The 24275-nt window shown below is 56.8% G+C and carries 26 protein-coding genes; 16 read left to right on the top strand and 10 right to left on the bottom strand.

The window, feature by feature from the left end:
* Nucleotides 1-32: 32 nt before the first annotated feature.
* From AP059_RS22445 to AP059_RS06875, 6 genes are all read left to right on the top strand, one after another.
* The gene (locus tag AP059_RS22445) at nt 33-4331 is read left to right on the top strand and encodes a dermonecrotic toxin domain-containing protein (protein WP_059762483.1); all 4299 of its coding nucleotides are present in this window, start codon (nt 33-35) and stop codon (nt 4329-4331) included.
* 156 nt (nt 4332-4487) lie between these two features.
* Complete coding sequence (locus tag AP059_RS06855) at nt 4488-4883, top strand: hypothetical protein (protein ID WP_059762486.1); 396 nt, start codon at nt 4488-4490, stop codon at nt 4881-4883.
* Nucleotides 4876-6252: a class II fumarate hydratase gene (locus tag AP059_RS06860; protein WP_048400236.1), complete on the top strand. Its 1377-nt coding sequence runs from the start codon at nt 4876-4878 to the stop codon at nt 6250-6252. Before AP059_RS06855 ends, AP059_RS06860 begins: the two co-directional genes overlap by 8 nt.
* A 28-nt stretch (nt 6253-6280) precedes the next feature.
* Nucleotides 6281-6730: a hypothetical protein gene (locus AP059_RS06865; protein WP_059762487.1), complete on the top strand. Its 450-nt coding sequence runs from the start codon at nt 6281-6283 to the stop codon at nt 6728-6730.
* 1 nt (nt 6731) lies between these two features.
* Nucleotides 6732-7343, top strand: a complete 612-nt coding sequence (locus tag AP059_RS06870) for a superoxide dismutase (protein ID WP_059762489.1) — start codon at nt 6732-6734, stop codon at nt 7341-7343.
* Nucleotides 7344-7368: 25 nt separating this feature from the next.
* Entirely contained in the window at nt 7369-8262 is an 894-nt protein-coding gene (locus tag AP059_RS06875; protein ID WP_059762491.1) for a ZIP family metal transporter, read from the top strand.
* A 175-nt stretch (nt 8263-8437) separates the two neighbouring features.
* Here AP059_RS06875 and AP059_RS06880 read toward each other — a convergent pair whose 3' ends face one another.
* The 10 genes from AP059_RS06880 to AP059_RS06925 form a co-directional block, all read right to left on the bottom strand.
* Entirely contained in the window at nt 8438-8710 is a 273-nt protein-coding gene (locus AP059_RS06880; RefSeq protein WP_059762493.1) for an HPr family phosphocarrier protein, read from the bottom strand.
* A 15-nt stretch (nt 8711-8725) separates the two neighbouring features.
* Nucleotides 8726-9583, bottom strand: a complete 858-nt coding sequence (gene rapZ, locus AP059_RS06885; protein WP_048363151.1) for an RNase adapter RapZ — start codon at nt 9581-9583, stop codon at nt 8726-8728.
* A 2-nt stretch (nt 9584-9585) separates the two neighbouring features.
* A complete protein-coding gene (gene ptsN / locus AP059_RS06890) occupies nt 9586-10050 on the bottom strand; it encodes a PTS IIA-like nitrogen regulatory protein PtsN (RefSeq protein WP_059762495.1) in 465 nt (154 codons plus the stop codon).
* 12 nt (nt 10051-10062) lie between these two features.
* Nucleotides 10063-10368 carry a ribosome hibernation-promoting factor, HPF/YfiA family gene (gene hpf / locus AP059_RS06895; protein ID WP_010170586.1) on the bottom strand — a complete coding sequence of 102 codons (306 nt, stop codon included), beginning with the start codon at nt 10366-10368 and terminating at the stop codon, nt 10063-10065.
* A gap of 75 nt (nt 10369-10443) precedes the next feature.
* Nucleotides 10444-11946 carry an RNA polymerase factor sigma-54 gene (locus AP059_RS06900; RefSeq protein ID WP_048363153.1) on the bottom strand — a complete coding sequence of 501 codons (1503 nt, stop codon included), beginning with the start codon at nt 11944-11946 and terminating at the stop codon, nt 10444-10446.
* A gap of 183 nt (nt 11947-12129) precedes the next feature.
* Nucleotides 12130-12855, bottom strand: a complete 726-nt coding sequence (lptB, locus tag AP059_RS06905; RefSeq protein ID WP_047273366.1) for an LPS export ABC transporter ATP-binding protein — start codon at nt 12853-12855, stop codon at nt 12130-12132.
* Complete coding sequence (lptA, locus tag AP059_RS06910) at nt 12855-13400, bottom strand: lipopolysaccharide transport periplasmic protein LptA (RefSeq protein ID WP_048363155.1); 546 nt, start codon at nt 13398-13400, stop codon at nt 12855-12857. Before lptA ends, lptB begins: the two co-directional genes overlap by 1 nt.
* The gene (lptC, locus tag AP059_RS06915) at nt 13387-13959 is read right to left on the bottom strand and encodes an LPS export ABC transporter periplasmic protein LptC (RefSeq protein WP_048363156.1); all 573 of its coding nucleotides are present in this window, start codon (nt 13957-13959) and stop codon (nt 13387-13389) included. The genes lptA and lptC overlap by 14 nt, the downstream gene beginning before the upstream one ends.
* Nucleotides 13960-13967: 8 nt before the next feature.
* Nucleotides 13968-14492: a KdsC family phosphatase gene (locus AP059_RS06920; RefSeq protein WP_048363157.1), complete on the bottom strand. Its 525-nt coding sequence runs from the start codon at nt 14490-14492 to the stop codon at nt 13968-13970.
* A complete protein-coding gene (locus AP059_RS06925; RefSeq protein WP_048400224.1) occupies nt 14492-15466 on the bottom strand; it encodes a KpsF/GutQ family sugar-phosphate isomerase in 975 nt (324 codons plus the stop codon). The genes AP059_RS06920 and AP059_RS06925 overlap by 1 nt, the downstream gene beginning before the upstream one ends.
* 292 nt (nt 15467-15758) lie before the next feature.
* Here AP059_RS06925 and AP059_RS06930 point away from each other — a divergent pair, with 292 nt between their 5' ends.
* From AP059_RS06930 to hisC, 10 genes are all read left to right on the top strand, one after another.
* The gene (locus AP059_RS06930) at nt 15759-16568 is read left to right on the top strand and encodes an ATP-binding cassette domain-containing protein (RefSeq protein ID WP_059762496.1); all 810 of its coding nucleotides are present in this window, start codon (nt 15759-15761) and stop codon (nt 16566-16568) included.
* Nucleotides 16568-17365 (top strand): lipid asymmetry maintenance ABC transporter permease subunit MlaE, encoded by a 798-nt coding sequence (gene mlaE / locus AP059_RS06935; RefSeq protein WP_048363160.1) that lies wholly within the window; start codon nt 16568-16570, stop codon nt 17363-17365. The genes AP059_RS06930 and mlaE overlap by 1 nt, the downstream gene beginning before the upstream one ends.
* Entirely contained in the window at nt 17365-17832 is a 468-nt protein-coding gene (gene mlaD / locus AP059_RS06940; protein WP_048363161.1) for an outer membrane lipid asymmetry maintenance protein MlaD, read from the top strand. The genes mlaE and mlaD overlap by 1 nt, the downstream gene beginning before the upstream one ends.
* A gap of 11 nt (nt 17833-17843) precedes the next feature.
* Nucleotides 17844-18491: an MlaC/ttg2D family ABC transporter substrate-binding protein gene (locus tag AP059_RS06945; RefSeq protein WP_059762498.1), complete on the top strand. Its 648-nt coding sequence runs from the start codon at nt 17844-17846 to the stop codon at nt 18489-18491.
* On the top strand, nt 18488-18793 hold the full coding sequence (locus AP059_RS06950) for an STAS domain-containing protein (RefSeq protein WP_059762500.1): 306 nt from the start codon (nt 18488-18490) through the stop codon (nt 18791-18793). The genes AP059_RS06945 and AP059_RS06950 overlap by 4 nt, the downstream gene beginning before the upstream one ends.
* 114 nt (nt 18794-18907) lie before the next feature.
* On the top strand, nt 18908-19147 hold the full coding sequence (locus AP059_RS06955) for a BolA family protein (protein ID WP_059762502.1): 240 nt from the start codon (nt 18908-18910) through the stop codon (nt 19145-19147).
* A 31-nt stretch (nt 19148-19178) separates the two neighbouring features.
* Entirely contained in the window at nt 19179-20444 is a 1266-nt protein-coding gene (gene murA, locus AP059_RS06960) for a UDP-N-acetylglucosamine 1-carboxyvinyltransferase (protein WP_059762503.1), read from the top strand.
* Between the two features lie 182 nt (nt 20445-20626).
* Nucleotides 20627-21262 carry an ATP phosphoribosyltransferase gene (gene hisG, locus AP059_RS06965; RefSeq protein WP_048363166.1) on the top strand — a complete coding sequence of 212 codons (636 nt, stop codon included), beginning with the start codon at nt 20627-20629 and terminating at the stop codon, nt 21260-21262.
* Between the two features lie 152 nt (nt 21263-21414).
* Nucleotides 21415-22740 carry a histidinol dehydrogenase gene (hisD, locus tag AP059_RS06970; protein ID WP_048363167.1) on the top strand — a complete coding sequence of 442 codons (1326 nt, stop codon included), beginning with the start codon at nt 21415-21417 and terminating at the stop codon, nt 22738-22740.
* 2 nt (nt 22741-22742) lie between these two features.
* Nucleotides 22743-23795, top strand: a complete 1053-nt coding sequence (gene hisC / locus AP059_RS06975; RefSeq protein ID WP_059762505.1) for a histidinol-phosphate transaminase — start codon at nt 22743-22745, stop codon at nt 23793-23795.
* The last annotated feature ends 480 nt before the right edge of the window (nt 23796-24275 follow it).

Here is a 24275-nt window from a genome sequence, read left to right on the forward strand (position 1 = left end):
TGGGCTACTTGAGCATGTGTGAGTGTTTCCCTATGAGTGATGTCTTTCAATTATCAGATGCCTTGAGTTCTGAGCTGGTTGAGATCAGCCCCGCGGCTGAAAAAGTATGTATTCGTAACTGGCTGAAAATTGATGCAGACATTCAATTTCTACTGATCGATCAGCCCAGTTTGTCTTCGGTAATTGGCAATGAGTTCAAAGCCACATTCCCGGCTCTTGCAACCGTGCCTGAGCCTGAGCATTTGCTGATTGTTCCAGGGCTTGATGATTCCGTACCAGGCCATGCGCAGGCATCACCCCCTGATCTGCCACTGAGCGTGATCGATACCGTCCTGCAGACACTGCACACGGGTGTCTTTGCTTCCTATCCCGCTCAAACCATTGTCTTGCGCCGCGCGGGGCAGGCGACAGACATTGAATTGGAGCTTGCCCGCTTCGAGCTTTTTTTAGCGGACATGCGCCGGTATCTGGGGAGCTATTTCAGATTACAGACCACTGACTTTTGGTTGGCGTCGTGCGCGCAGACCGGCAATCGCTCGCGAAAGGAATGGTTGCTGGATCAGTTGGCATCGTTGTTACGTGCCGAGAGCGCGATGCTTAATGTTGACACTACGCTGACACCTGAACAGGTGAGCGTGGTTGATCTGGTTGTGCGCTACCCCTCATTGGCAACTCGGGCCGCGTTGGCCGTCTACTCACGCCCGGCCGTGTATGCCTTGAGGTTGAAAGGCCAAGACGGGCTTGGCCCGATTTCTTTTGCAGGTGCTTTCGTCATCACGCAGCGAGACGGATCGGGGTTTTACGATCAGTTCGGGGCGTTTACTGTCGCGTCCAAAACCGGGCCGGTTGAGATTGATGCGCGTGCGCAGGCAGGGGTGGCGGTGTTGTATACGCCATCAGGCGGGCTACAGGGGTTTAACACCTTGCAGGCTTTAGAGGACGAGCTGGAGCGCCGCTGGCGGGCGGTGTCCGAGTTTGAATCCATGCTTGAACTCACCTCACCCACGGATTTGTTGCGTATCGAGGCATTAGGCAAGGTGCCGCAGGCTTCTTTTGAATGGGTCTTTGACGAAATTTACCCGTCCATTTTCGAACATTGGTACAGGGTGCACGACGACCAACGTCAACAGAACATAATCCATCTCCTGTCTCACACAGCGGCCGCCAACATCGCGCAACTGGAAGATGAGCTGGCTCATGTGGTCGATTATGCCCATCGGTTCAGTCAAACCAATGCGTTTGCCGCGCGCCTGTTCAAGCGGATTTCGTTAAAAACCCGCGCGTGGCTGGTGAGTGCTAGCCCCGAGGACCGTGAAAGCTGGCTTGAGGCGGTTGAGCGCTACAAGACTCACGCTTTCATTGCCAATGAAGACGGTGAGCCGTCGTCCCATCAGTTTGGCGATAAAGCCTTTCTGCTTCGGTATGCTCGAGAACAGATTCAGCAGCATATTCAGTTGGAGTACGGGCTCAGTATTGACCCCGACACCCTGTTCATCACCACCACTGCGGCCGAGGCTGGCGCAGGTGCGGTCATTCCCGCGGGTAGCCTGGCGCCATCATCTTATACAGCCGTCAACAGTCTCTCGCGCACAGGGCCCAGTATCAGGCTGGTCAGTACAACCCGCACCATGACCCAGCTGGCACTGGAGAATGTCAGTAAATTTGATATTGACTATGCCCTTACGGCCCGCGTGACGACAGGCAGTGCGAGCGGCCCGCAGTCACTTCAGTTATCGCCGGCGCAGGTCAAGACCATTATCCGGACAGTCAATATCGGAGACAGCTACCAGGCCTTTTTGCAGGATAAGTTGATTGACTCTCCCATGGCTGTTTCACGCCGCGAAACAGCCATGCAACTCATGATTGCGCAGATGCGCCTGGATGCACTGGAAGCCAAAATATCCGGTGATTTTTCACCCGATCGACTGGATCGCGGTTATCGCTGGGTCGAAGCGGTACTTGACGAGGCTCAAAATCCACAGGCCATTGCGACGGTTGAGGGGCATGCGATCAAGGTGCACCAACTGCTGGTGGGCGAGACGACGGTGCGCGGGGTGTTAATCATAAGCGCCCATTCGCTCTCTGTGCCGTCATCGGCTTCTGAGCTTGAACTTCCAGGCCTGCATCCACAGTTCAGTGTCAGCTCAATCGTGGTGTATACCCCCGAAGCACCAGATGGAAAGCGCTTTCGCGAGTTCGAAAATCGCTCGCACATGGCCGGTAAATTTTTGCATGAGGCGCAGTTCACTGACTATTTGGTGGGCAGAGTCAGTGCGGGTCATCACGTGCGAATTCGTCATCTGTTCAAGCAGGGGTTACGTGCCCCTGATGTGAAATTACTGCCCATCGCCGGGAATTTTATTGAGCAGGCGTGTATTGCCCAAGCCCGGCACGCCATTGCCAATGCTGATGCGGTGAGTAATTCGACGACGGAACTCAACGGGCTTTGCGTCTGGAACAGTATCGAGTTGGCCGTGGATATCGTGACGGCTGTCCTCCCTTTAAAAGTGACAGCGCCAATTGCGTTGGCCCGCAGCCTGCTATCGCTCTGGAACGGGTTTGACGCGCTAAAACGCGATAGCCAGCTAGAGGCGCTTGGGCACTTTGTGGGCATGATTGCGCATTTGGTTGATGCAGGCGTTGACATCGCAGTTGTGGTTGCCAGAGTACCGCTCACACGGGCAATTGCTTCACCTGCGGCGCTTGATTCCAGGCTGGCGTATTCCCAAGGCCTGACCGATCTGACCCTGCGCTCAGATGGCGTGTATGCGGGGGTGTATGAAAAAGTGCCCAAGCAAGGCGGCTTCTCCCAATATTTTGTGCAGCAAGAGAAGTACTGGTATCAGATCAAATATGACAAGGATCGACTCGTCTGGCGTGTGATGGATATGCGTCGCCCCCAAGCGTGGTATCGCTCGCCCATCAGTCAAGGCAGTGACGGTCTCTGGCGAGTCAGTACACCGCAATTGAGCCTGCGTGGGGGCGGTCGCTCGACCCTTGCACCGTATCGCGTACGCGTAGCGTTGCCCCATTTCAGCCTTGAAGAGGCCAGAAAGCTGCTGGACCAATATAACTTTCCCGAGACGCTGCGAACGGGGCTGGAACTTGATCTGGCCGAGTATCTGGTTAAACACAAAACGTTGCCGTTGTGGTCTCAGCAATATTTAAAACCGGGACTGGAAGCCGCAAGGCTAGCCAGATTGCAGCAGACGGGCGGTACGTCGAGCCGCACATTGTTGAGTAACAAGCGCAAAGCCGCGCAACTTGCGCAAGAGCCGCCTGTAGCCAGGCCACCACAACCGACTCCGTCAATCAGTACTCCCTTGGCGTCAGCTTCAGACCAAACGTCGTGGCAGAGCTGGGGGCAGAAAGTCGATCCGGGGCTTTCCAGTATGGCCAGCATTAACCCGCCTATTTTCAAGGTCAGTTCCCCGCAGGGCACTTACCGGGCAATCAAACTGGATGACCTGCACTTTGAAATATTGCCTCAGGGTCATGAGGCTCAAACCCAGCGTGTTTTCCTCAAACATCCGCATAAACCGTGCAATAACTACGATCAATTGGAAGCGCTCCTTCGATACGGCAAGCACGAGCAACCCAGAATGGGCGAGTTTACCGGTGGGCGCTGGGTGATTCATGAACCCTTCTTTTATAAGCCGATCCTCAACATTGTCAGCAATGCTTTCCCCTCAATGACCGCGCAATCCCAGCGGGAGCTTTCCCGGCGACTCTTTCATTTTGCCGATCCCTCAAGCACGGGTATCACCCCTAATCGCATGCTCAATACCAAGCAAGCACTCTATGGTTGGCTCTCCGGGAACTCGTCGTCGCTGAGTGTGCACCTGGGTGACCCTTGTGCGTTGTTGGCACAAGCCACGAGGGTCGGCGAGGGGCTTTATCAGTTGGGAACCCAGGTGAGGGCGAGCATTTTTAATCGCATGGATTTCAAGTTGCTGGCGAGTGAACACACGCTGCTGACCAACGTCACCACTAACCCCTCTTTAGCCCTCAATGAGGTCATGACAAGCCTTTTGCGGCGGCTCGGGTATGAGATTTACCCAGGCATGACGGATTTGTCTGTGATGGCTTTCCGTCGACGGGGCGCCAAGACCATGAACTTTATGCAACTGCATAAAATAGACTCGCCGCGAATTTTGCTGACCAAAGCGCTGGGTGACACGGTCGATGAGTTGATTCGCCACAATCCTCTGTCGCCACTTGCTTTGGCATTAAGCAGCGCGAGAGCGGAGGGCAAGTTGCTTTTTCTGCTGGGAGGCGTGCAGCACAGTGCGCCAACGGCATTGCCGGTGGGTTTCGTTTTCAGGGTATGACCTGTTCACCAGGGCGCAACGTTTTAGATTAAACAAGGTTGCGGTCATTGATCGCACCCTTTAGCCCCGGGCGCTTTAAACGAGCGCTTTGGTCGGGGTTGTTTTGATAATCAATATCGCTTAATAATGAATCTCATTATCGAGTGAGCCAGGGTCATGAGTTCTGCCTTGCATGAAGGGCCTTATCTGGAAAGCTGGCGCTGGATGAGCCGCCAGATCCGTTGTGGGCTGGCGCCCGACGAGCCGCGCCTGATTGAGCACTATTTAGCAGAAGGCCGATATCTGGCCTGCTGTACGTCAACCTCCCCGTGGACGATTGCCGTGACCTCGTTCCGGCTTTTGCTGGATACCGCTGCCGACACTGCGTTGCCCTGGCATTGGCGCAATGTGTGTCTGGACCATGCGTGGCGACCGCTGCGCGACCTCGAAACGCAATCTCTGTGCGGGTGCCGACTCAAGCGCTGGCAAAGCTTTGCCTGGCAATTGGCAACCTGCGAACTCGAACCGTCAATTTCTTTAATCGAACTGGTGCAAGGATTTCCCGATGAGTAATACCCGTATCGAACGTGACAGCATGGGCGAGTTGCACGTGCCTGAGTCGGCGCTGTACGGCGCCCAAACCCAGCGTGCGGTGAACAACTTTCCCGTCAGCCATCAGCGCATGCCTGCGCAATTCATTCGTGCCTTGATCTTGGCGAAAGCCGCAGCGGCCAAGGCCAACGTTGAATTGGGGCAAATCACTGAAGCGCAGGGCAAAGCCATCGTTGAAGCCACGCAGATTCTGCTGGAAGGCGATTACATGGAGCACTTTCCGGTGGATATTTTCCAGACCGGCTCGGGCACCAGTTCCAACATGAATGCCAACGAAGTGATCGCCACCCTGGCCACGCAGGTGCTGGGTGAAGCGGTCAACCCCAACGATCACGTCAACTGCGGCCAAAGCAGCAACGACATCATTCCGACCACGATCCACGTCAGTGCAGCGCTCGGCTTGCATGAGCAACTGCTGCCAGCGCTGACGCATCTGGTGCAGGTGATCGAGCGCAAGGCCGAGCAGGTGCATGTGTACGTCAAAACCGGCCGTACGCACTTGATGGATGCGATGCCGGTGCGCATGAGTCAGGTACTCAACGGCTGGGCGCAGCAGCTCAAGGCCAATATTGAGCATTTGCATAATCTGCAACCTGCGCTGCAATCGCTGGCTCAGGGCGGTACGGCCGTGGGCACCGGCATTAACGCGCATCCCAAATTCGCCGGGCTGTTCAGCCAGCAACTCAGTGCGTTGACGCAGCTTGAATTCACGCCGGGCAAGGATCTGTTCGCGCTGATCGGCTCCCAAGACACGGCGGTGTCGGTTTCGGGCCAGCTCAAAGCAACAGCCGTATCGCTGATGAAAATTGCCAACGACTTGCGCTGGATGAACTCTGGCCCGCTGGCCGGTCTGGGCGAAATTGAACTGCAAGCCTTGCAGCCTGGTTCTTCGATCATGCCGGGCAAGGTCAATCCGGTCATCCCGGAGGCGACGGCGATGGTTGCGGCTCAGGTGATCGGTAACGACACGGTGATCACGGTGGCGGGGCAATCGGGCAATTTCGAGCTCAACGTGATGTTGCCCGTCATTGCTCAGAACCTGCTGAGCAGCATCGAGCTGCTGGCAAACGTCAGCCGGTTGCTGGCTGACAAGGCGATTGCCAGCTTCAAGGTCAACGAGGCCAAACTCAAAGAAGCGCTGTCGCGTAACCCGATTCTGGTGACGGCGCTCAACCCGATCATTGGTTACCAAAAGGCCGCTGAAATCGCCAAGACCGCTTACAAGCAAGGTCGTCCGGTGATTGACGTCGCCCTTGAGTTTACGGACCTGCCGCGCAGCCAGCTTGAAGCGCTGCTGGACCCCGAAAAGCTGACGGCTGGCGGCGTTTAATCCCCCTGACACTGTTTTGGAGGCGCACATGGAACACTGGAAACGCACGATCGAAAGAGCCAATCGCTGTTTCGCTGAGGGCGAGCTGGTTGATGCGCGAGAGCACTATTTGCAGGCGCTGGCGCTGGCTCAAGTGTTGTTCGAGCGCTGGAGTGATGCCGACGAAGCAGTGGCAGCCTGCGTGATTTCACATCACAACCTGGCGGACTTGCATTTACGCCTCAATCAGCCCGAAGAAAGCGTCGAGTACCTGTGTTCGATTCATCAACGCTTGTTGCACACCATGCAGAACCAGCGATTCAAGTCCGAACTGCGTGAAGCCGCGTTACGTCACAGCAGTAAAACCTACGTGGAACTGTTGAATTTCATCAGTGAACACGGCGAATACCCGCGCTCTGATCTCTTGCTCAAAAACACGGCTGCCCAATCCAGTCGCGAACTCTCCACAACCAGTGGCCATATTCCAGGAGTCCATTGATATGACGTACACCTTGCCTGCCTTGCCTTATGCCTACGACGCGCTTGAGCCACATATCGATGCGCAAACCATGGAGATCCACTACACCAAGCATCATCAGACCTATATCAACAACTTGAACGCGGCAGTCGAGGGCACCGAGTGGGCACAGTGGCCCGTCGAAAAACTGGTGGCCAGCGTGCATCAGTTGCCCGAAAAGCTGCGCGCAGCGGTGATCAATCAGGGCGGCGGGCATGCCAACCACTCATTGTTTTGGGAAGTGATGAGTCCTAAAGGCGGTGGCAAGCCCGAAGGTGCCTTGGCCAAGGCAATTGATGAGCAACTGGGTGGACTGGAGGCTTTCAAAGACGCGTTTACCAAAGCGGCATTGACGCGTTTCGGCAGCGGTTGGGCCTGGTTGAGCGTCACCCCGCACAACACCCTGGTGGTGGAGAGCAGTGGCAATCAGGACAGCCCGCTGATGAGCGGTAACACGCCGATTTTGGGCCTGGATGTGTGGGAACACGCCTATTACCTGCGTTACCAGAACCGACGGCCTGAATACATCAATGCGTTTTACAGCGTCATCAACTGGCCTGAAGTAGCGCGTCGCTATCAAGCAGCTATGGTCTAAGCCTACACAAAAGGATTAGGCGGATATGGGCACGCAAATTTTGGCGGTCGGCGGCGTGCGAATGTTTCGTTATGCCCTCGGCACGCTGTTGCTGTTGGCGGGCACTGCATTGTTGGTGGCCAAAGGGTTGGTGTGGCTGGATCTCGAACCCAAGATGCTCAGGGCCCTGCAAGGTGGGGCCTTGTGTGCCTTGGGAACCGCGCTGGGCGCTGTGCCGGTGTTGGTGATCCGTAATATGCCGGTGGCGGTCAGCGATACCTTGTTGGGATTTGGTGCCGGGGTGATGTTGGCGGCTACGGCCTTCTCCCTGATTGTGCCGGGTATCACGGCTGCGCAAAGCCTTGGACTGTCGGCGTGGGCGTCAAGCGGGCTGGTTAGCGGCGGCATTCTGCTGGGTGCCCTGTGCTTGTTTCTGGTGGACTTGAAAGTGTCGGGGGCCGGGCCTGAAGTCATTGTCAGTCGCCCTGGAGAGCCTGTTATTGCTCCGCGCATCTGGTTGTTCGTGATTGCGATTGTGGCCCACAACATTCCTGAGGGTATGGCTGTAGGTGTATCTGCCGGTGGTGGAATGCCGGATGCCGACAGTCTGGCAATGGGCATTGCGCTGCAAGATGTGCCCGAAGGCTTGGTCATTGCACTGGTGCTGGCGGGTGCGGGCATGTCGCGGGTCAGAGCGTTCTTGATTGGCGCAGCGTCCGGTCTGGTCGAGCCTGTGTTTGCAGTGCTGTGCGCCTGGCTGGTGAACCTGGCTGAGTTGTTGTTGCCATTGGGACTGGCCCTGGCTGCGGGGGCGATGCTATTGGTGGTTACGCAGGAAGTGATCCCGGAATCGCGACGTAATGGTCACGAAAAGCTGGCCAGCCTGGGGTTGTGTGTGGGGTTCTGCGTGATGATGGTGATGGACACGGCGTTGGGATAAATCACGGTCTGTAGTCGTTGTCGAGGCACGAGGCTGCGATCGGGCGCGAAGCGATCATAAAACCGATAACCGCGGTGTATCTGAACTCACGAGGTTAAATGGCATGACGGCTGCTTCGCAGTCGGACGCAGCCTGGCATGACTCGTCAGCTGTTACGAGTCATGCAGCGCAGTAGCTACTCGCCTTCATCGAAGAAGTTGTTGATGAGGGCGACCAGCGCATCCAGCGCTTCCTGTTCTTGTTCACCTTCAGTTTTTAGATGGATTCGGGTCCCTTTGCCTGCGGCGAGCATCATCATTGCCATGATGCTTTTGCCGTCGACCATGGTCTCAGGCGTGCGACCTGCTCGCACCTGGCAAGGGAACTTGCCCGCAATACCTACGAACTTGGCGGATGCCCGAGCGTGAAGGCCCAGCTTGTTGATGATTTCGATTTCCATAGCTGGCATCGCGGGGTAGGTCCTTCAAGTAAGGTCGCGGTGGCGAACCTGAACGTTTTTCAGGGTTTCTTGCAGGCATTTGCCCAAGCGCTCAGTCAGGTACACGGAGCGGTGATGCCCGCCAGTGCAACCAATGCCAATGGTCACATAGGCGCGGTTACTGGCAGCAAAGCGGGGCAACCATTTGAGCAGATAACTGGAGATGTCCTGATACATTTCCTCGACATCCGGTTGTGCCGCCAAGTACTCGGCCACCGGTTGATCCAGCCCGGACTGCTCACGCAACTCGGGTTTCCAATACGGATTGGGCAGGCAGCGCACGTCAAACACCAGGTCAGCATCTACCGGCATGCCACGTTTGAAGCCAAACGACTCGACCAGAAAGGCGGTGCCCGGTTCAGGCTTGTTCAGCAGACGTAGTTTGATGGTGTCGCGTAGCTGATACAGGTTCAGATTGGTGGTGTTGATTGTCAGGTCGGCCAGATCTGCGATAGGACCAAGCAGTTGGGTCTCATCGCGAATGGCCTCGGCCAGCGAGCGGCTGGCGCTGCTCAGCGGGTGCCTGCGGCGGGTTTCCGAGAAGCGTTTGAGCAGCGTCTCCTCGTCAGCGTCCAGGTACAGCACATCGCACTGGATATGGCGGTTGCGCACTTCTTCAAGCAACTGTGGAAAGCGCGACAGATGGCTAGGCAGATTGCGCGCATCAATCGACACGGCCACCAATGGCTGCGCCAATTCAGTGTGAATCAGCGCTCGCTCTGCCAGCTCAGGCAGCAAACCGGCGGGCAAGTTGTCGATGCAGTAAAAGCCGTTGTCTTCGAGGACGGCCAGGGCAGTGCTTTTACCGGAGCCGGAGCGTCCGCTGACAATGATTAAGCGCATGTTTATTGACCGTTCTGTTCGTCCAGAACAACCTGATACAACGCTTCGTTGCTGGGTGCATGGCGTAGTTTTTCGCGAACTTCTTTGCGATCGAGCATGCTGGCGATCTGCCGGAGCAGCTCCAGGTGTGCGTCGGTGGCCGCTTCTGGCACCAGCAAAACGAACAACAGGTCGACCGGCGCGCCATCGATGGCGTCGAAATCTATGGGGGCATCCAGGTGCAGCAAGGCGCTGACAGGCGTCTCGCAGCCCTTGAGGCGGCAGTGGGGGATTGCGATGCCGTTGCCAAAACCGGTTGAACCCAGTTTTTCACGGGCGATCAGGGCCTCGTAAACAGCTTGCGTATCCAGTTCAGGCACTTCTCGGCCGATCAGGTTGGCAATTTGTTCGAGGGCGCGCTTTTTACTGCCGCCCGGCACGTTCACGAGTGAACGGCCGGGGGTCAGGATGGTTTCAAGTCGAATCATGGGTAGGGAGTGTTAGCGGCCAGTGCCTTGAAGGAGGCTCTGCTGCTTTTCCTTATGCTTTTTGATTTGGCGATCCAGCTTGTCGGTCAGGTCGTCAATGGCTGCATACATATCTGAATGCTCGGCATTGGCGACTACTTCCCCGCCGGGTATACGCAAGGTGGCTTCGATTTTCTGCTTCAGCTTTTCGACAGTCATAATGACTTGCACGTTGGTGATTTTGTCGAAATGCCCCTCAATTCGTTTGAGTTTTTCGCCGATATAAGCGCGCAGCGGTTCAGTCACTTCCAGTTGGTGTCCACTGATGTTGACTTGCATACAGTTTCTCCTTCGTTGCCAGTGCATAAAGCGGCGGGTGGGAATACCCGCCACTGGAACGCGGTGGCAGGCCCGTCACATCAAACGCTTACGCTCGCTCGAAGGCGCGATCCCAAGGGACTCGCGGTACTTGGCGACCGTACGACGGGCTACCTGAATACCTTGTGCCTCCAGTAAACCAGCGATCTTGCTGTCACTCAACGGCTTTTTCTGATTTTCAGCCGCGACCAGTTTTTTGATGATCGCGCGAATCGCTGTGGACGAGCATTCGCCGCCTTCAGAGGTGCTGACATGGCTGGAGAAAAAGTACTTCAATTCATAAATGCCCCGCGGGGTATGCATGAATTTCTGGGTGGTGACCCGTGAAATCGTTGATTCGTGCATGCCGACGGCTTCTGCAATGTCATGCAACACAAGTGGCTTCATGGCTTCGTCGCCATACTCCAGAAAGCCGCGCTGATGCTCGACAATTTGCGTCGCCACTTTCATCAGGGTTTCGTTGCGGCTTTGCAGGCTTTTGATAAACCAGCGGGCTTCTTGCAGTTGATTGCGCATGAACGTGTTATCGGCGCTGGTGTCCGCACGGCGTACAAAACCTGCGTATTGCGCGTTAACCCGCAGACGTGGCACGGACTCTTGATTGAGCTCCACCAGCCAGCGTTCGTTGTCTTTGCGCACGATAACGTCCGGCACGACGTATTCGGCTTCGCTTGATTCAATTTGCGAGCCTGGACGCGGGTTCAGGCTTTGCACCAGCTCGATGACCTGGCGCAGTTCGTCTTCCTTGAGCTTCATGCGCCGCATGAGCTGGCTGTAATCACGCGCGCCCAGCAGATCGATGTAGTCGGTGATCAAGCGTTTGGCTTCAGCCAGCCAAAGCGTTTTTTCCGGTAGCTGACGCAATTGCAGGAGCAGACACTCGCTCAGGTTGCGCGCCCCGATACCCGCAGGCTCGAATTGCTGGATGCGATGCAGGACGGCTTCGATCTCATCGAGTTCAATGTCCAGTTCAGGATCAAAGGCTTCGAGGATCTCTTCGAGGGTTTCGTCCAGATAGCCCTGATTGTTGATGCAGTCGATCAGGGTTACACCGATCAGTCGGTCGGTGTCCGACATGGGCGCCAGGTTCAATTGCCACAGCAGATGACTTTGCAGGCTTTCGCCAGCGGATGTGCGCGTGGTGAAGTCCCATTCGTCGTCATCGTTGCTGGGCAAGCTGCTGGCGCTGGTCTGGTAGACGTCTTCCCACGCGGTATCGACAGGAAGCTCATTGGGGATACGGTCGTTCCACTCACCGTCTTCCAGGTTGTCCACAGTGGGTGCGGACTCTTGGTAAGAGGGCTCTTGGATCTCGTTGATATCGTTTGTGGGTTTTTGCTCGATGTTGTCAGCCAAGGGGTCCGTATTGTCGAAATCTTCGCCTTCTTCCTGGCGTTCGAGCATCGGATTGGATTCCAGGGCCTCCTGGATTTCCTGTTGCAGGTCCAGGGTCGACAATTGGAGCAGGCGTATGGCTTGTTGCAGCTGAGGTGTCATTGTCAGCTGCTGGCCCATTCTCAGAACTAGCGATGGTTTCATGGCAGGGGCTTAACACCTTATTCGCCGGCGCACATGGCGCCATCCACTACAAGGGCGCGTGAGCGCCAAACATAAGCAAATTATATGCCTGAAACCGTAGCGTTTGCCTAGAGGCGTTTTCAATTTGCCCGAGTGAGGCCGGCAAATTGAGAACGCCTGCAAGGCAGGTTGAAGCAGGGGGGCTTACAAGCGGAACTCGTTGCCCAGGTACACTTCTCTCACCAGCTTGTTGGCCAGAATCGTTTCAGCGTCGCCTTCAGCAATCAGTTGTCCGTCGTTAACGATGTAAGCCGTTTCGCAAATATCGAGCGTTTCGCGGACGTTGTGATCGGTGATCAGCACGCCAATGCCTTTGGCCTTGAGGTGATGGATGATTTGCTTGATGTCGCCCACAGAGATCGGGTCAACACCGGCAAAGGGTTCATCGAGCAGGATGAACTTGGGTGCAGTGGCCAATGCGCGGGCGATTTCTACCCGGCGACGCTCGCCACCCGACAGGCTCATGCCCAGATTGTCGCGAATGTGGTTGATATGGAATTCCTGCAACAGGCTTTCCAGCTCTTTGCGACGGCCTGCTTTATCCAGTTCCTTGCGCGTTTCGAGGATCGCCATGATGTTATCGGCGACCGACAATTTGCGGAAAATGGAGGCTTCTTGCGGCAGATAACCGATACCGGCGCGTGCGCGGCCGTGCATCGGCTGATGGCTGACATCCAGGTCATCAATCAGCACGCGGCCCTGATCGGCCTGCACCAGGCCCACGATCATGTAGAAGCAGGTGGTCTTGCCGGCACCGTTCGGGCCGAGCAAGCCAACAATCTGCCCGCTGTCGATCGACAGGCTGACGTCACGCACTACCTGACGGCTTTTGTAGCTTTTAGCCAAATGCTGGGCTTTCAGAGTTGCCATTACTGGGCCTTCTGCGCGTCAGTTTTTTTCTTCGGCTGGATCACCATGTCGATACGAGGGCGAGGCGCAGTAACGCTGCTGCCAGTGGCGCGACCCGCATTGGCGACTTGTTTAACCGTGTCGTAGACGATTTTCTCGCCTTCGGTGGTGTTGCCGTCGTTGATTACCTTGGCTTTGTCGATCAATACGATGCGGTTTTGCGGCGCATGGTACTGAATGGTCACGCCGTAGGCTTGAACCGGTTTAGGGTCTGTGGCTTTTTGCAGTTGCTCAAAGTAGGCCAGGTTGCCGACCGAGGTGACCACGTCAATTTCGCCCGCAGCATTGCGCGTGATAGTGACCGTGTTACCGGTAATTTTCATCGAGCCTTGAGTGATGATTACGTCGCCTTTGTAGGTCGCGACGCCTTTTTTATCATCCAGCTGCGCTTCGTTAGCCTGAATGCGGATAGGCTGTTCGTTGTCGTTCGGCAGAGCCCAGGCGCTCACGCTTCCCAGTGCTGCGCTCAGACTGAGCAATAAAGGGAGGGTTTTAACGAGACTCATACTGTCCTCTTACGTTGGACAGCAGGTCCATCCTGCCGTCTTTCAAATATGCTTTCATGCCATTGGCGGTGGTCACACCACCAGCGCCGTCGATTCTAACGGCTTGCTCGGTCTGCGCATATTGCTTCTGTGGGAATACTGTCATGCGTGAGCTGGTGATGATCAGCTCGCGGTTTCTTTCGTCGGTACGCGCGACCCGTACCGAGTCGATCAATTCGACTTCAGTGCCATCGGGGTTGACTTCGCCACGCAGGCTTTGAACGTGCCACGGAAAGGTGGTTCCGCGGTACATCTGCAAGTCCGGGTTGGTCAGCAACGTCACTTCGCTGGCCTTGAGGTGCTCCACTTTGTCGGACGTCATTTCGTATTGCAGCTTGCCGTCCGGCAGGTACTGAAGGCTGTGCGCATTGATAGCGTAATAGTCGATAGCGGTTTCATCGACGGCCACGGCGGGTTTGTCGAGGAAGCGCTCCGGGCTGATATTCCAGTAGCCAACGGCTGCAAACAACGCAGCAATGACCCCGAATAACAGGAAGTTGCGAATTTTTTTACTCAGCATAGAAAGCTCTATAGGTAGGCAGCGTGAGCGGCATCAAGGCGGCCTTGGGCACGCAGGATCAATTCACAAAACTCTCGGGCGGCACCTTCACCGCCCCGCGCTTGTGTCACGCCGTGGGCGTGCTCGCGCACGAAACTGGCGGCATTGGCCACGGCCATGCCCAGACCTACGCGGCGGATAACCGGCAAGTCCGGTAAGTCATCGCCCAAATAGGCGACCTGTTCATAGCTTAGGTTGAGTTGGCCGAGAAGCTCGTCCAATACCACTAATTTGTCTTCACGCCCCTGATACAGGTACGGGATCCCCAGGTTTTGCGCACGACGCTCAACCACAGGGGTTTTGCGGCCGCTGATAATTGCCGTTTGCACGCCGCCAGCCATCAGCATCTTGATGCCCTGGCCGTCGAGGGTGTTAAACGTTTTGAATTCGCTGCCGTCCTCAAGGAAGTACAGCCGGCCGTCGGTCAGCACGCCATCAACGTCGAAAATGGCGAGTTTGATCCCTTTGCCGCGTTTGAGTAAATCGCTGCTCATTACATCACTCCTGCGCGCAGTAAATCGTGCATGTTCAAGGCGCCGACAGGGCGGTCATCCTTGTCGACGACAACCAGCGCGCTGATTTTGTGGTCTTCCATGATTTTGAGGGCCTCAGCGGCCAGCATGTCGGCACGCGCTGTCTTGCCGTGCGGGGTCATGACGGTGTCGATGGTTGCGTTGCGGATATCGATTTCCCGATCCAGCGTGCGGCGCAAGTCGCCGTCAGTGAAGATCCCGGCCAGACGGCCATCGGCTTCGGTGACAACGGTCATGCCCAGCCCCTTGTGGGTCATTTCCATCAGTGCGTCCCGAAGCAGCGTGCCGCGTACCACTTGCGGAAGCTCTTCGCCTGCGTGCATGACGTTTTCGACTTTAAGCAGCAAGCGACGGCCGAGTGCGCCACCAGGGTGCGAAAAAGCGAAGTCTTCAGCGGTAAAACCGCGCGCTTCAAGCAAGGCAATGGCCAGTGCATCACCCAGCACCAACGTCGCGGTGGTGGAAGAGGTCGGCGCCAGGTTCAGTGGGCAAGCCTCTTGGGCCACGCGGGCATCCAGGCTGACGTCAGCGGCTTTGGCCAGGGGTGATTCAGGGTTGCCGGTCATGCTGATCAATTGAATGCCCAGGCGCTTGATCAGCGGCAGCAAGGTGACGATTTCGGCGGTCGAGCCCGAATTGGACAGCGCGAGGATGATGTCATCGCGGGTGATCATGCCCATGTCACCGTGGCTGGCTTCGGCGGGATGAACAAAAAAAGCCGTGGTGCCGGTGCTGGCCAGCGTGGCGGCTATTTTGTTGCCTATGTGCCCGGATTTGCCCATGCCGACGACGACTACTCGGCCCTTGCTCGCCAGAATCATCTCGCAAGCGCGTACGAAATCAGCGTCGATACGGGGCAGTAAATCTTCTACGGCTTCCAGTTCGAGGCGGATGGTGCGTTGTGCAGATTGAATCAGGTCGCTGGATTGGCTCATGTTTGAAGTCGGGTAGCCTGAGAAAAGGCGGCGATTATAGCGGTTCTGTGCAATTCCCTCACGTTAGATCGTCATGCTTTGTTGTCGCTGGTAACAAAGCGTCAATGGACTTTAGGATGATTTGTAATTTTTTCACTGTCTTGAACCTGAATGGGCACTCCTTCGGCCTTGGGCGGTCAGTATCAGCAGTGATATAGTTCGCCGCCAGTTCGGCCCGCTCAAGGAACGCGCGCTTCCTGAAAAGAAGCTTGGTGTCCGGTTAGAGGCAGAGGCTGCATCGCAAGGAGTTTAGATGAGTGCCGATAACGCCTACGCGGTCGAGCTGAAGGGAGTTTCCTTCAAGCGCGGTGCGCGCAGCATCTTCAATAACGTCGATATTCGTATCCCGCGTGGCAAAGTCACGGGGATCATGGGGCCGTCCGGTTGCGGCAAGACCACTCTGTTGCGCTTGATGGGAATGCAACTGCGTCCCACTAGCGGAGAAGTGTGGGTTAACGGTCAGAACTTGCCTACGTTGTCGCGCAGTGACCTGTTCGACGCTCGCAAGCATATGGGTGTGCTGTTTCAGAGTGGCGCACTGTTCACCGATCTGGACGTGTTCGAAAACGTTGCTTTCCCGTTACGGGTTCATACCGAGTTGCCGGAAGAAATGATCCGCGACATCGTGCTGCTTAAATTGCAGGCGGTGGGTTTGCGTGGGGCCATCGACTTGATGCCGGACGAGCTGTCCGGCGGTATGAAACGCCGTGTGGCGTTGGCCCGGGCGATTGCGCTGGACCCGCAAATCCTGATGTATGACGAACCGTTCGTCGGTCAGGACCCCATTGCCATGGGCGTGTTGGTGCGTCTGATTCGTCTGCTCAATGATGCGCTGGGTATCACCAGCATTGTGGTTTCTCACGACTTGGCCGAAACAGCGAGCATTGCCGACTATTTATATGTAGTGGGCGATGGTCAGGTGCTGGGGCAGGGCACGCCTGAAGAGCTGATGAACGCCGATAATCCGCGCATTCGTCAGTTCATGACCGGCGATCCGGACGGTCCGGTACCGTTTCACTTTCCGGCGTCGGACTACCGAACCGATCTTCTGGGGAAGCGCTGATGCGCAAACAATCAATAATGGACCGTGTCGCACTGTTCGGCCGGGCCGGGATCGATATTGTCTCGGTGCTGGGGCGTTCGACGATTTTCCTGTTTCACGCCTTGCTGGGGCGTGGCGGTCTCGGCGGCGGCTTTGGGCTGTTGCTCAAACAACTGCATTCCGTCGGCGTCATGTCGCTGGTGATTATTGTGGTTTCGGGCGTGTTTATCGGCATGGTCCTGGCGCTGCAAGGCTTCAGTATCCTGTCCAGCTACGGTTCTGAGCAGGCGGTCGGGCAGATGGTAGCCTTGACCTTGCTGCGCGAGTTGGGGCCGGTGGTAACCGCGCTGTTGTTCGCTGGGCGCGCCGGGTCTGCGTTGACCGCTGAAATCGGCAACATGAAATCGACCGAGCAACTGTCCAGCCTGGAAATGATTGGCGTCGATCCACTGAAATACATCATCGCGCCACGCTTGTGGGCCGGGTTCATTTCCCTGCCGGTGCTGGCGATGATCTTCAGCGTGGTCGGGATCTGGGGTGGTTCGTGGGTGGCGGTGGACTGGCTGGGCGTCTATGACGGTTCCTACTGGGCCAATATGCAGAACAGCGTGACCTTCAGTGGTGACGTGCTTAACGGGATCATCAAAAGCATCGTCTTTGCGTTTGTGGTGACCTGGATTGCCGTGTTTCAAGGTTATGACTGTGAGCCCACTTCAGAGGGGATCAGCCGTGCCACTACCAAGACCGTGGTGTATGCCTCTTTGGCTGTACTCGGGCTGGACTTTATTTTGACCGCCTTGATGTTTGGAGATTTCTGATGCAAAACCGCACCATGGAAATCGGTGTCGGCCTGTTCCTGCTGGCTGGCATCCTGGCTTTGCTGTTGCTCGCCCTTCGGGTCAGTGGACTGTCCCCGACCGCCAGCAACGACACCTACAAGCTGTATGCCTATTTCGACAATATTGCCGGCCTGACCGTGCGCGCCAAGGTCTCGATGGCGGGCGTGACCATCGGTAAAGTTACTGCGATTGACCTGGACCGTGACAACTTCACTGCCCGCGTCACGCTGCAACTCGAAAAGAAGGTCGATAACCTGCCGACCGATTCGACTGCGTCTATTCTCACGGCGGGCCTGTTGGGCGAAAAATACATTGGTATCAGCGTGGGCGGGGAAGACACCCTGCTCAAAGACGGTGGAACTATTCACGACACCCAATCGTCACTGGTTCTAGAAGACTTGATCGGCAAGTTCTTGCTCAATACCGTCAGTAAAGACGCCAAATAAGGAGTGTTTTGATGATTTCTCTTTTACGTCGTGGCCTGCTGGTGATGTTGGCAGCAACCCTTCCGCTGATGGCTAATGCCGCACCGGGGCAATCTGCCCATGACATCGTTCAAGACACTACCACCCGTTTGCTGGCTGACCTTCAAGCCAATAAAGAGCAGTACAAGCAAGACCCGAGCAGGTTTTACGATGCCTTGAACAGCATTGTCGGGCCGGCTGTAGATGTTGAAGGTATTTCCAAAAGCATCATGACCGTTAAGTACTCGCGAAATGCGACGCCTGCGCAAATGCAGCGCTTTCAAGAGAACTTCAAGCGCAGCCTGATGCAGTTCTACGGTAACGCCTTGCTAGAGTTTAAAAATCAGGGCATCACCGTGGCGCCAGCCAAGGAAGAAAGCGGTGATCGCACCAGCGTTGACATGACCGTTAAAGGCGATAACGGCGCCACTTACCCGCTGTCCTACACCCTCAATAAAGTCAACGGTGAGTGGAAAGTGCGCAACGTGATCGTTAACGGTATCAACATAGGTAAGTTGTTCCGCGATCAGTTCTCTGATGCCATGCAGAAAAATGGCAACAACCTGGATAAAACCATTGATAACTGGGCAGGCGAAGTGGCCAAGGTCAAGCAAGAGACTGACAAGGCCATCGAGAAATGAGTGAGGGTGCCGTAACCCTGGCCGGTGAAAGCGAGTTGCGCCTCAGCGGTGTGCTCAACTTTCAGACCGGGCCGCAGTTGCGCAAGGAAGGCCAGGCCCTGATCAAAAAGGCGCTGGCCAAATCCTTGGTCGTCGATTGCTCGGCTGTCACCAAGTCCAGCAGCGTGGGTTTATCGCTCCTGTTGTGCTTCATGCGTGACGCACAAGCCCTGAACAAGCCATTGAGCATTCGTGCCATGCCCGAAGACATGCGCGAAATCGCACAGGTTTCGGGCTTGACTGAACTGCTGGCACATCATTAATCGCCATTTATAGAGAAGCCCCCCGTCAGAGTCCTGTTTTACGGGGTTCGCAGGCGCGGGGCTTTTTTGTATGATGGCCGACCCGCGCGCGTTAGGCGCCGATTGAGGTTGAGCATGCAGGCCGAAGAAGTGAAGCGCTTTCTTGAGGGAAAGCTGCCTGGTACCCAGGTAGAAGTTGAGGGCGAAGGCTGCAACTTTCAGCTGAATGTGATCAGTGACGAACTGGTGGCCTTGAGCCCGGTGAAACGTCAGCAAAGCATCTATGCCCATTTGAACCCGTGGATCGCTGATGGCAGCATCCATGCGGTCACTATGAAATTCTTCAGCAGCGCGGCCTGGGCCGAGCGCACCTGAGCCCCCTGAGCCCATTGGCGTCGAGATTGTTATGGATAAATTGATTATTACTGGCGGTGCCCGTCTAGACGGCGAGATCCGCATTTCCGGGGCAAAAAACTCTGCCCTGCCGATTTTGGCTGCAACCCTGCTGTGCAATGGCCCGGTGACGGTTGCCAACCTGCCGCACCTGCACGACATCACCACGATGATCGAGCTGTTCGGGCGCATGGGCATCGAGCCTGTGATCGATGAAAAACTCAGCGTCGAAATCAACCCCAACACCATCAAAACCCTGATCGCTCCGTACGAACTGGTTAAAACCATGCGTGCATCGATCCTGGTATTGGGTCCGATGGTGGCGCGTTTTGGCTACGCAGAAGTGGCCTTGCCGGGCGGTTGCGCCATCGGTTCGCGTCCGGTTGACCTGCACATCCGTGGCCTTGAAGCCATGGGCGCTGTGATCGACGTTGAGGGCGGTTACATCAAGGCCAAGGCGCCTGAAGGCGGCCTGCGCGGTGCAGACTTCTTCTTTGACACCGTCAGTGTGACCGGCACTGAAAACATCATGATGGCCGCCGCACTGGCCAATGGCACCAGCGTACTGAAGAACTCGGCGCGCGAGCCTGAAGTCGTCGACCTGGCCAACTTCCTGAACGCCATGGGCGCCAAGGTCAGCGGTGCTGGCACCGACACCATCACCATTGAAGGTGTTAAAGAGCTGCACCCTGCGACATACCGCGTAATGCCCGACCGTATCGAGACCGGTACGTACCTGGTAGCTGCTGCCGTGACCGGCGGCCGCGTGAAGGTCAAGGACACCGATCCGACTATCCTTGAAGCCGTGCTGGAGAAGCTGAAGGAAGCGGGCGCAGAAATCACCACCGGTGATAACTGGATCGAGCTCAACATGCACGGCAAGCGTCCTAAAGCCGTTAACGTGCGTACCGCTCCCTACCCGGCGTTCCCCACCGACATGCAGGCGCAGTTCATCTCGTTGAATGCCATTGCTGAAGGCACCGGCGCTGTGATCGAGACCATCTTCGAAAACCGCTTCATGCACGTTTACGAACTGCACCGCATGGGCGCCAAGATCCAGGTCGAAGGCAACACAGCCATCGTGACCGGCACCGAAACACTCAAGGGCGCGCCAGTGATGGCAACCGACTTGCGTGCATCGGCCAGCCTGGTGATCTCGGCGCTTGTCGCTGAAGGTGACACTTTGATCGATCGCATCTACCACATAGACCGTGGCTACGAGTGCATCGAAGAGAAACTGCAAATGCTGGGTGCCAAAATTCGCCGCGTTCCGGGCTAGTTTTTGGTGTCAGGCATCATGGGCACACGGACTGTGCCCAGCCGCCAGGTGACGTAATGCCTTGTACGCGCTACCTTACCTGGCTTCGAATCGTTCAAATCGAGCCTGATTATCAGGCTCGATGTTTGTCCGGCGCCGATTGCGTCCGGGCATAAGTACCCTGATAAGGACTTACGTTTCCCATGCTGACCATTGCATTGTCCAAGGGCCGTATCCTTGACGACACTCTGCCGCTTCTCGCTGAAGCGGGCATTGTGCCGACCGAGAATCCGGACAAAAGCCGCAAGCTGATCATCCCGACCTCTCAGCCAGACGTACGTTTGCTGATCGTACGCGCCACCGATGTGCCGACTTACGTTGAGCACGGTGCTGCCGACCTTGGTGTCGCCGGCAAAGACGTGCTGATGGAGTACGGTGGTCAGGGCCTGTACGAGCCGCTGGACCTGCGTATCGCCCAGTGCAAGCTGATGACCGCAGGCGCTGTGGGCGCCGTTGAGCCTAAAGGGCGTTTGCGCGTGGCCACCAAGTTCGTCAATGTGGCCAAGCGTTACTACGCCGAACAAGGCCGTCAGGTCGACATCATCAAGCTGTACGGCTCGATGGAACTGGCCCCGCTGATTGGCCTGGCCGACAAAATCATCGACGTGGTCGATACCGGTAACACCTTGCGTGCCAATGGCCTGGAACCTCAGGAATTCATTGCCGCCATCAGCTCCCGTCTGGTGGTTAACAAGGCTTCGATGAAAATGCAGCACGCCCGTATTCAAGCCCTGATCGATACCCTGCGCCAAGCAGTGGAATCTCGACACCGCGGCTGACTCTCCTGCGCGACTGACCCTAACGTCGCGCCCCTCTATCCGCGTAATCGCCAGAAATCTCAGGTATCCGCGCGGATGGCTTGTTAGTCTTGCTGTGCTCGCTGTGTAACATTATGAAATCTAAGCATTCGCCAATTACCGAGGCCCTCGCTATGACCGCTCCCACTGCTATTCGTCGTCTCAACGCTGCTGACCCGGACTTCGCGCAGCATCTGGATCATTTGCTGAGCTGGGAAAGTGTGTCTGACGACTCGGTCAACCAGCGTGTGCTCGACATCATCAAGGCCGTGCGCGAGCGTGGCGATGCAGCACTGGTGGAGTTCACTGAGCGTTTCGACGGGCTGCAAGTGGCCTCGATGGCAGACTTGATCCTGCCCCGTGAACGTCTGGAACTGGCATTGACGCGCATCACGGCACCGCAGCGTGAAGCGTTGGAAAAAGCTGCGCAGCGTGTACGCAGCTATCACGAAAAACAGAAACAGGATTCCTGGACCTACACCGAGGCTGACGGCACGGTGCTGGGCCAAAAAGTCACACCGCTGGACCGCGCCGGTCTTTACGTGCCAGGCGGCAAAGCGTCGTATCCCTCGTCGGTGTTGATGAACGCAATCCCGGCCAAGGTGGCTGGCGTGGCTGAAGTGGTCATGGTGGTACCGACCCCGCGCGGCGAAATCAATGAACTGGTGCTGGCGGCCGCGTGCATCGCGGGCGTGGACCGGGTGTTCACCATCGGTGGCGCCCAAGCGGTGGCCGCACTGGCGTATGGCACCGAAAGCGTGCCCAAAGTCGACAAAGTGGTGGGGCCGGGCAACATTTATGTCGCCACCGCCAAGCGTCACGTCTTCGGCCAGGTGGGGATCGACATGATCGCCGGGCCTTCGGAAATTCTGGTGGTGTGTGACGGTCTGACCGATCCGGACTGGATCGCCATGGACCTGTTCTCCCAGGCCGAGCACGACGAAGACGCGCAAGCGATCCTGGTCAGCCCGGACGCCGAGTTCCTCGACAAGGTGGCCGCGAGTATCGCCAAGTTGCTGCCGACGATGGAGCGTGCCGAGATCATCAACACGTCGATCAATGGTCGTGGCGCGCTGATCCTGGTGAACGACATGCAGCAGGCCATCGACGTGGCCAACCGTATCGCCCCGGAACACCTGGAGTTGTCGGTGGCTGACCCGCAGGCCTGGTTGCCGCAGATTCGCCATGCGGGCGCTATTTTTATGGGCCGTCACACCTCAGAAGCGTTGGGCGATTACTGCGCAGGCCCCAACCACGTGCTGCCGACATCGGGCACCGCACGGTTTTCTTCACCGCTGGGGGTGTATGACTTCCAGAAACGTTCCTCGATCATTTTCTGCTCGGAGCAGGGCGCATCCGAGCTGGGCAAAACGGCCTCGGTACTGGCCCGTGGCGAGTCGTTGACCGGACACGCTCGCAGTGCTGAATACCGGATCATCGCCGACGAACAGGGGCAATAAGCATGAGCAAATTCTGGAGTCCATTCGTTAAAGCGCTGGTGCCCTATGTGCCGGGCGAACAGCCGAAACTGACCCGGCTGGTCAAGCTCAACACCAACGAAAACCCTTACGGCCCGTCGCCTAAAGCGCTGGCGGCGATGCGCGCTGAAATCAACGATGACCTGCGCCTGTACCCGGACCCTAACAGCGACCTGCTCAAGCAGGCGGTGGCCGAGTACTACGGGGTGCAGACTCAACAGGTCTTCCTCGGCAACGGTTCCGATGAAGTGCTGGCGCATGTCTTCAATGGCCTGTTTCAGCACGACAAACCGCTGCTGTTTCCAGACATCAGCTACAGCTTCTATCCGGTGTACTGCGGCCTGTATGGCATTGAATTCGACGCGGTGCCGCTGGATGAGCAGTTTCAGATCCAGCCTGCGGATTACGCCAAGCCTAACGGCGGAATTATTTTCCCCAACCCCAACGCCCCCACTGGCTGTTTGCTAGCGCTGGACGCTATCGAACAACTGCTTATTGCCAGCCCGGATTCGGTGGTGGTGGTGGACGAAGCCTATGTTGATTTTGGTGGCGAGACGGCCATCAGCCTGGTGGATCGTTACCCGAACCTGCTGGTGACACAAACCTTGTCCAAGTCGCGTTCGCTGGCGGGTTTGCGGGTGGGCCTGGCGGTGGGGCATCCCGATCTGATCGAGGCGCTGGAGCGGATCAAAAACAGCTTCAACTCATACCCGCTGGACCGTGTGGCCATCGCCGGGGCCGCAGCTGCGTTCGCAGATCGCGACTACTTCGAGCAAACCTGCAAGGCGGTGATCGACAGCCGTGAGCAGATGGTTAAGCAGTTGAAGGCATTGGGTTTTGAGGTGTTGCCGTCAGCGGCCAACTTCATCTTTGCCCGCCACCCGGAGCACGATGCGGCTGCGCTGGCCGCAAAATTGCGTACGCAGGGCGTGATCGTGCGGCACTTCAAACAACTGCGAATAGCCCAGTTCCTGCGTATCAGCATCGGCACGCCGCAGCAGAACGCGGCGTTGATTGAAGGGTTGTCGGGTGAGTAATCGGCCAGGGTAAAACCTGTGGTTACACAGTTGCCGATCAGGCAACGCAAACCTCGGGTTTACGAGCGCTTCGCCATCGGACGTCGCCTTCGGCAACCAACCGTTGCCATTTCTGTAGTCGCTGACGAGTAGTGCGAGGCTGCGTCCGGGCGCGAAGCGCTCGTAAAACCATACAACGCGGTGCCACAGAGGCAACGCAAACCTCGGGTTTACGAGCGCTTCGCCATCGGACGTCGCCTTCGGCAACCAACCGTTGCCATTTCTGTAGTCGCTGACGAGTAGTGCGAGGCTGCGTCCGGGCGCGAAGCGCTCGTAAAACCATTCAACGCGGTGCCACAGAGGCATCGCAAACATCGGGTTTACAATCGCTTCGCCATCGGACGTCGCCTTCGGCAAGGGCCACACCCACCGTTGCCATTTCTGTAGTCGCTGACGAGTAGTGCGAGGCTGCGTCCGGGCGCGAAGCGCTCGTAAAACCAT

Origin of the sequence: Pseudomonas sp. TAA207 (assembly GCF_001529285.1) — a bacterium.
Lineage (GTDB): Bacteria > Pseudomonadota > Gammaproteobacteria > Pseudomonadales > Pseudomonadaceae > Aquipseudomonas > Aquipseudomonas weihenstephanensis.

Bases quoted from the DNA above. Each gene is read 5' to 3' on its own strand.
- AP059_RS06880 (WP_059762493.1), bottom strand. From the start codon at position 8,710: ATGCCAGCTATGGAAATCGAAATCATCAACAAGCTGGGCCTTCACGCT.
- lptB (WP_047273366.1), bottom strand. From the start codon at position 12,855: ATGGCAACTCTGAAAGCCCAGCATTTGGCTAAAAGCTACAAAAGCCGT.
- murA (WP_059762503.1), top strand. From the start codon at position 19,179: ATGGATAAATTGATTATTACTGGCGGTGCCCGTCTAGACGGCGAGATC.
- AP059_RS06870 (WP_059762489.1), top strand. From the start codon at position 6,732: ATGACGTACACCTTGCCTGCCTTGCCTTATGCCTACGACGCGCTTGAG.
- ptsN (WP_059762495.1), bottom strand. From the start codon at position 10,050: ATGATTCGACTTGAAACCATCCTGACCCCCGGCCGTTCACTCGTGAAC.
- hpf (WP_010170586.1), bottom strand. From the start codon at position 10,368: ATGCAAGTCAACATCAGTGGACACCAACTGGAAGTGACTGAACCGCTG.
- AP059_RS06955 (WP_059762502.1), top strand. From the start codon at position 18,908: ATGCAGGCCGAAGAAGTGAAGCGCTTTCTTGAGGGAAAGCTGCCTGGT.
- mlaD (WP_048363161.1), top strand. From the start codon at position 17,365: ATGCAAAACCGCACCATGGAAATCGGTGTCGGCCTGTTCCTGCTGGCT.
- AP059_RS06855 (WP_059762486.1), top strand. From the start codon at position 4,488: ATGAGTTCTGCCTTGCATGAAGGGCCTTATCTGGAAAGCTGGCGCTGG.
- mlaE (WP_048363160.1), top strand. From the start codon at position 16,568: ATGCGCAAACAATCAATAATGGACCGTGTCGCACTGTTCGGCCGGGCC.
- AP059_RS22445 (WP_059762483.1), top strand. From the start codon at position 33: ATGAGTGATGTCTTTCAATTATCAGATGCCTTGAGTTCTGAGCTGGTT.
- AP059_RS06860 (WP_048400236.1), top strand. From the start codon at position 4,876: ATGAGTAATACCCGTATCGAACGTGACAGCATGGGCGAGTTGCACGTG.
- AP059_RS06920 (WP_048363157.1), bottom strand. From the start codon at position 14,492: ATGAGCAGCGATTTACTCAAACGCGGCAAAGGGATCAAACTCGCCATT.
- hisD (WP_048363167.1), top strand. From the start codon at position 21,415: ATGACCGCTCCCACTGCTATTCGTCGTCTCAACGCTGCTGACCCGGAC.
- AP059_RS06925 (WP_048400224.1), bottom strand. From the start codon at position 15,466: ATGAGCCAATCCAGCGACCTGATTCAATCTGCACAACGCACCATCCGC.
- lptA (WP_048363155.1), bottom strand. From the start codon at position 13,400: ATGAGTCTCGTTAAAACCCTCCCTTTATTGCTCAGTCTGAGCGCAGCA.
- rapZ (WP_048363151.1), bottom strand. From the start codon at position 9,583: ATGCGCTTAATCATTGTCAGCGGACGCTCCGGCTCCGGTAAAAGCACT.
- AP059_RS06865 (WP_059762487.1), top strand. From the start codon at position 6,281: ATGGAACACTGGAAACGCACGATCGAAAGAGCCAATCGCTGTTTCGCT.
- AP059_RS06900 (WP_048363153.1), bottom strand. From the start codon at position 11,946: ATGAAACCATCGCTAGTTCTGAGAATGGGCCAGCAGCTGACAATGACA.
- lptC (WP_048363156.1), bottom strand. From the start codon at position 13,959: ATGCTGAGTAAAAAAATTCGCAACTTCCTGTTATTCGGGGTCATTGCT.
- AP059_RS06930 (WP_059762496.1), top strand. From the start codon at position 15,759: ATGAGTGCCGATAACGCCTACGCGGTCGAGCTGAAGGGAGTTTCCTTC.
- AP059_RS06875 (WP_059762491.1), top strand. From the start codon at position 7,369: ATGGGCACGCAAATTTTGGCGGTCGGCGGCGTGCGAATGTTTCGTTAT.
- hisC (WP_059762505.1), top strand. From the start codon at position 22,743: ATGAGCAAATTCTGGAGTCCATTCGTTAAAGCGCTGGTGCCCTATGTG.
- hisG (WP_048363166.1), top strand. From the start codon at position 20,627: ATGCTGACCATTGCATTGTCCAAGGGCCGTATCCTTGACGACACTCTG.
- AP059_RS06945 (WP_059762498.1), top strand. From the start codon at position 17,844: ATGATTTCTCTTTTACGTCGTGGCCTGCTGGTGATGTTGGCAGCAACC.
- AP059_RS06950 (WP_059762500.1), top strand. From the start codon at position 18,488: ATGAGTGAGGGTGCCGTAACCCTGGCCGGTGAAAGCGAGTTGCGCCTC.